2 protein-coding genes are annotated in these 4,133 nt (G+C 75.1%); both read left to right on the top strand.

Translation table 11 applies throughout. From position 1 onward, the window contains the following. Positions 1-2,577: type I polyketide synthase (locus CCN72_RS10085; protein ID WP_244174174.1), on the top strand; the 2,577-nt coding region annotated here is incomplete at its 5' end. A 41-nt stretch (positions 2,578-2,618) separates the two neighbouring features. After that, the coding region (locus CCN72_RS10080; protein WP_208637960.1) for a type I polyketide synthase at positions 2,619-4,133 on the top strand (1,515 nt) is incomplete at its 3' end.

Genomic DNA, 4,133 nt, shown 5'->3' with positions numbered 1-4,133 from the left:
CATACGGCCGTGGCCACCGGGCCGCACGAGCTGCCCGCCCCGGTGGACGCGGCCGTATGGGGGCTGGTGCGCTCGGCGCAGCGCGAACACCCCGGCCGGTTCGTGCTGCTGGACCTGGACGACCCGGACACGCTGCCCGAAGGACTCGCCGCGCTCCTCGCCGACGAGCCCGAACTCGCCGTCCGCGAAGGCCGGTTCCTCGTACCCCGGCTGACGCGGGCGACCGGTGCGGGCGAACTGTCCACGCCGGCCGGCACGGACACCTGGAAGCTGGTCAGCGAGGGCAAGGGCAGCCTGGAGAATCTCGCCCTCGCCCCCGCCCCGGAGGCCGCGGCCGCGCTCGCCCCCGGTCAGGTGCGCATCGCGGTGCGGGCCGCCGGGCTGAACTTCCACGACGTCGTCCTCGCCCTCGGCATGATCGAGGAGGACCAGGACCGCTTCGGCTACGAGGCCGCGGGCGTCGTCGTCGAGACCGGGCCCGGGGTCAGCGGCCTGGCCCCCGGCGACCGCGTGCTCGGCCTGGTCCGGGACGGTTTTGGACCCCTGGCCGTGGCCGACGCCCGGCTGCTCACGCGGCTGCCCGCCGACTGGGACTTCACCCGCGGCGCCGGTGTGCCGGTGGCCTTCCTCACCGCCTGCTACGGCCTGACCGACCTGGCCGGCCTCGCCCCCGGCGACACCGTGCTGATCCACGCCGCGGCCGGCGGCGTCGGCATGGCCGCCGTACAGCTGGCCCGCCGCCTCGGCGCCGAGGTGTACGCCACCGCGAGCCGCGGCAAGTGGGACACCCTGCGCGCCATGGGCCTGCCCGACGACCGGATCTGCGACTCGCGCACCCTCGACTTCGAGCACCGGATCCGCGCGGCCACCGGCGGCCGCGGGGTCGATGCCGTCCTCGGCTCCCTCGCGGGCGAGTTCGTCGACGCCTCGCTGCGCCTGCTCGCCCCCGGCGGCCGGTTCGTGGAGATGGGCAAGACCGACATCCGCGACCCCGAGCGGATCGCCGCCCGCCACCCCGGCGTCACCTACCACGCCTACGATCTGAACCTGGTCGACCCGGACCGCGTCCGGCAGATGCTCGCCGACGTCATGGCCTGGTTCGCGGACGGCAGCTGCCGCCCGCTGCCCACCACCGCCTGGGACCTGCGCCAGGCCCCGGCCGTGTTCCGGCACATGAGCCAGGCCCGGCACACCGGCAAGCTCGTGCTGACCGTGCCCCGCCCCCTCGATAGCGACGGCACCGTCCTGATCACCGGCGGCACCGGCACCCTGGGCGGCCTGGTCGCCCGGCACCTGGTGACCGCGCACGGCATCCGCCGGCTGCTGCTCACCAGCCGGCGCGGCCCCGCCGCACCGGGCGCGGACGCCCTGGTGGCCGAGCTGGCCGGGCTCGGCGCGCGGGCCGACGTGGTCGCCTGCGACAGCGCCGACCGTGCCGCGCTCGCCGCGGTGCTCGACGGCATCGACCCCGCGCACCCGCTGACCGCCGTGATACACGCCGCAGGCACCCTGGACGACACCTCCGTCGACCGGCTCACCCCCGACCGGATCGACCGGGTGCTGCGGCCCAAGGCGGACGCGGCCTGGCACCTGCACGAGCTGACCCGTGACCACGACCTGTCCGCGTTCGTGCTGTTCTCCTCGGCCGCCGGCACCCTCGGCACCGCCGGGCAGGCCAACTACGCCGCCGCCAACGCCTTCCTCGACGCCCTCGCCCGGCGGCGCAGGGCCGAGGGCCGGCCGGCCGTCTCCCTCGCCTGGGGGCTGTGGGCGCAGGCCAGCGAACTCACCGGCGCCCTCGGAGCCCAGGACCTCGAACGGCTCGGCCGCACCGGCGTCGCCGCACTGCCCACGCCCGAGGCGCTCGGCCTGCTCGACGCCGGGCTCGCCGCGGTCCGCGCCGACCTGGTCCCGGTCCGGCTCACCACCGCGTCCCGCACCGGAACCGACGTACCGCCCCTGCTGCGGGCCCTGGTCCGGCGCCCCGCGACCCGTCGCAGGGCGGGCACCCTCGCCGACGGGCCCGCCCCCGCCGAGCGGCTCGCGGCCCTGCCCGAGGCGGAGCGGCGACAGGCCCTGCTCGATCTGGTGCGAGAGCACACGGCCGTGGTCTTCGGGCTGGCCTCACCCGCGGACATCGGCCCCAACCAGGTGTTCCGCAAGCTCGGTTCGGACTCGCTCACCTCGGTCGAGCTGCGCAACCGGCTCAAGGACGCCACCGGCCTCAAACTGTCCGCCACCCTCGTCTTCGACCACCCCACCCCGGCCGCCCTCGCCGACCACCTGCACGAACGCCTCGTCCCCGCACCGGCCGGCGGCCCGGAACCGGCGAACTCCGCGGTGTTGTCGTCCGGCGGTGTGGAGGAGCACGAACTGGTGCGGCTGGAGGCCGAGTTCGAGGCCCTGCTGATCACCGCGTCCGACGACGGGGAGCGCCGCCGCATCGGTGACCGGCTGCGCGGGCTGCTGCGCCGCTGCGCGCCGGAGACCACCGACACCCCGCCGGACACCGACCTGGGGCAGGCGACGGACGACGAACTGTTCGCGGCCCTCGAAGAGGAACTGGGCCTGTCCTGACGGCCTCCAGACCGCTGCACGCGAAGAAGGGTGACACCCCCATGGGGACTTCGAGCAACACCCCCGGCGCCGCCGGGGCCACGGCGCACGGCGGCGCCGACGAGCATCCGGCACCCGGCACCGGAACCGAGGACCGGCTCCGCGACTATCTGCGCCGGGCCACCACCGAGCTGCGCGACCTGAAGAAGCGGCTGCGCCAGGCCGAGGAACGCGACAGCGAACCCGTCGCGATCATCGGTATGGCCTGCCGCTATCCCGGCGGCGCCGGCTCGCCCGAAGCGCTGTGGGAACTGGTCGCGGGCGACCGCGACGTCCTGGGGGACCTGCCCGACGACCGCGGCTGGGACCTGGAGAACCTCTACCACCCGGACCCGGACCGCCCCGGCGCCTCTTACGCCCACGAGGGCGGGTTCCTGCGCGACGCCGCCGGTTTTGACGCCGACTTCTTCGGCATCTCCCCGCGCGAGGCCCTGGCCATGGACCCGCAGCAGCGGCTGCTGCTGGAGACCGGCTGGGAGGCGCTGGAGCGGGCCGGGATCGCCCCCACCCGGCTGCGCGGCAGCAGCACCGGGGTGTACGTCGGCGCCATCGCCCAGGACTACGGGCCGCCCCTGCACCAGCCCTGGGAGGGCGCCGACGGCCACCTCCTCACCGGCGGCACCGCCAGCGTCCTGTCCGGCCGGATCTCCTATGTCCTGGGCCTGGAGGGCCCGGCGGTCACGGTGGACACCGCCTGCTCCTCCTCGCTGGTCGCCCTGCACCTGGCCATGCAGTCGCTGCGCTCCGGCGAGACCGGACTCGCCCTCGTCGGCGGGGTCACCGTCATGGCGACCCCCGGCATCTTCGTCGAGTTCTCCCGGCAGCGCGGGATGGCTCCGGACGGGCGGTGCAAGGCGTTCTCCGCGGACGCGGACGGCACCGGCTGGGGCGAGGGCGTCGGTGTGCTGGTACTGGAGCGGCTGTCGGACGCGGTCCGCAACGGGCACCGGGTGCTGGCCGTGGTGCGGGGCAGCGCGGTCAACCAGGACGGCGCGAGCAACGGCCTGACCGCACCCAGCGGCCCCGCCCAGAAACGGGTGGTCCGCAGCGCCCTGGAGAGTGCCGGGCTGACCACCGCCGACGTCGACGTGGTCGAGGGTCACGGCACGGGGACGAAGTTGGGTGATCCGATCGAGGCGCAGGCGTTGATCGAGACTTACGGTCAGGGGCGTCCGGCTGAACGTCCGTTGTTGTTGGGGTCGTTGAAGTCGAACATCGGGCATACGCAGGCGGCGGCCGGTGTGGGCGGTGTGATCAAGATGGTGATGGCGCTGCGGGCGGGTGTGGTGCCGGCGACGCTGCATGTGGGTGAGCCGAGTCCGCATGTGGACTGGTCGGCGGGCACGGTGGAGCTGGTCACGCGGGCGCGGGCGTGGCCTGAGGCCGGCCGGGTGCGTCGTGCGGCGGTGTCGTCGTTCGGGATCAGTGGCACCAACGCGCATGTGATCCTCGAGCAGGCGCCCGAGGTGCGGGGCGGGGATGTCGTGGCGGAGGGCGTGCTGGGTTCGGCGCCGTGG

Source organism: Streptomyces murinus (assembly GCF_002154555.1).
GTDB classification, from domain to species: domain Bacteria; phylum Actinomycetota; class Actinomycetes; order Streptomycetales; family Streptomycetaceae; genus Streptomyces; species Streptomyces murinus.
This window is presented reverse-complemented; position numbering and strand designations above follow the sequence as displayed.